This is a genomic window from Megasphaera sp. SW808 (assembly GCF_012027795.1).
Taxonomy (GTDB): domain Bacteria; phylum Bacillota; class Negativicutes; order Veillonellales; family Megasphaeraceae; genus Megasphaera; species Megasphaera stantonii.
This window is the reverse complement of sequence record NZ_SJOT01000052.1, coordinates 1-1,995: the sequence shown is the minus strand read 5'-3', so window position 1 is coordinate 1,995 and position 1,995 is coordinate 1. Positions and strand designations below refer to the sequence as shown.

Sequence of the window (1,995 nt, the reverse complement as noted above, 5' to 3'; positions counted from 1 at the left end):
CTACCCTGCCCTTCTCAAAAATCACAAAACAGGACGGAAACGGGCAAGAAGCTTCCGCATTACCAAACTTCAAGCGGCCTTTGATAAAAATAATATATGTAGCCTTCATAGCGTAGTCATGCCACCACTTTGTGTCCGTTCTAGCATGTACTAACGCCACTACCGTCCCATGATTGGACTTCGCCGTGTTATAGGCTTTCCTCATCCATTTTGCAATATCTCTGCCATATGGCGGATTCATCCAGCATACCCCACGCCAAATCTGCTTCAATCCGTCTTGCTCGGGTGTGTAATACGTATCACACTTTGCATTTTCAGGTAGAGCACATACGTCTACATCAAAATGCCATCCTTTATTTATGAAATCAAAAATAGGCTGAGGGGTTTCCCACTCAACCTTTTTACTACTATATAATGCTTCACTAATTGCTATTTTAAACACCTCTTTCAAGCTCCCCTAGGAATCGAGCACCACAACTTCTACACCCTAATAATCAAGGTGCAGGGACAATTTTGATACATTCCTTGTACTTATTTATAGCAGAAGCGGGACTACACCCAAACCTATAAGGAAATAACGGACACTGTGGCAACTCACATCGCCGTACTTCTGCATCATTACCAGCGCAGCAGTCAAGGCATTTATTTCGTATTGCACGTGTGTATGATACCTTGTCTACCTCTACCATTAAAACTTTCTTACTCATTTTGTACACCCCCATAATAAAGCTCCGCAGGCAATAGCAGCCCACGTTTTATTCTGCCGTTCCTTCACCATCAGCTTGTGTTCCATTGATTCCATTTCGCTTTGCAATGTCGTTAAGGATTTCTTCAATTCTGTCAAGTCGCTCTTTGCTGTCGTCAATGAGGTCTGTGCGTTCGTCAAGGCCATCTTGCAGTTCTCCAACTGTGTCCTCAGCTTCTGCAACTTCAAGCTGTCCTCTGTCGAGAGCTGCTCCAATCTCGTCAAGTTTTGTTCCAACACTGTCAGCTCCCACCGTAACTCGTTGTACTGTGTCATTGACATGGTTACCGTCTGGGTCGTGCTGGGAGTAGAGATATATTCCGCCCCCAATGACCACGACGGCAAGCAGGATAGCAAGACACACAAGGAAAGAGCGATTGTGTTTTTCTTCCATTTTGTCATCACCAATCCTCCGCATACCACTCATTCATATCCACGTTTGTATCTCCAATGTACTGGCTATCGGAATACTGCCATCCTGCCAGAATCTTGTCGGGATAGTAGTCCTTGAAGTTGCATTCTTCATCGTACTGAGCACACCAGAAAGGTACATAGTCAGCCAGCAAGTTTAAATTAAGAACATCAGTCAGTGTAGACAACGATGCGTAGATACCTGCTGCACACCCAGCTTCGTTACATTCGACAATAAATCTGCTACAAATCCCTGTCGGGTCAAAGGCATCCAGACACTCAGGAGCTTCAAAGTCAAACCAGATACCAAGAGACGGCTGCTCACCCTGCAAGAGATACAAGACTTCATTGGCTTCATCTGCTGCTTCCTTTGGTGTCGTGGCATGAGAATAGCAGTAGACACCCCAAGAGAGTCCGTGTTTCTTGGCGTTGTCTAGGTGTGTCCAATATGTTTCCTCTGGTGTCATGCCTTCGGAAATCTTGATGATGACACCCTCGGCACCTGCGGCAACTACGGCATCCCAGTCGATGTCACGCTGCCAATAGGAAACGTCAATTACTTTTCGTGTTCTTGTCATCTGTGTTCTCACCTTCTTTATTTCTCATGAAACAATAGAAAATTAAATAGACTATCCACGATGCAATATAGTCAATGATGCTGGCTATAAAGTTCGATATATGCGCTACACCCCAGAAAAATGCAGCAGGAATAACCAGCAACAAGTAGAGTATTTGCAGTATCTTTCCTTTTGCATTCAAAGTGTCCTCTATCAAAATCTCTCGCAACTTCTTACGCTTCTCGTTCCGTTCTTTAATAAAAGCAATAGCTTCTTTTATCA

Annotated in this window: 4 protein-coding genes; all 4 read right to left on the bottom strand. The window is 44.3% G+C overall.

Annotated elements, in window-relative coordinates; translation table 11 throughout:
• Nucleotides 1-442: DNA N-6-adenine-methyltransferase (locus tag E0L13_RS11645; RefSeq protein WP_346766182.1), on the bottom strand; the 442-nt coding region annotated here is incomplete at its 3' end.
• 313 nt (nt 443-755) lie between these two features.
• Complete coding sequence (locus E0L13_RS11640) at nt 756-1,139, bottom strand: hypothetical protein (RefSeq protein WP_168062578.1); 384 nt, start codon at nt 1,137-1,139, stop codon at nt 756-758.
• A gap of 7 nt (nt 1,140-1,146) precedes the next feature.
• Nucleotides 1,147-1,734, bottom strand: a complete 588-nt coding sequence (locus E0L13_RS11635; protein ID WP_168062576.1) for a GH25 family lysozyme — start codon at nt 1,732-1,734, stop codon at nt 1,147-1,149.
• The coding region (locus E0L13_RS11795; protein ID WP_206081649.1) for a hypothetical protein at nt 1,709-1,995 on the bottom strand (287 nt) is incomplete at its 5' end. The genes E0L13_RS11795 and E0L13_RS11635, both read right to left, overlap by 26 nt.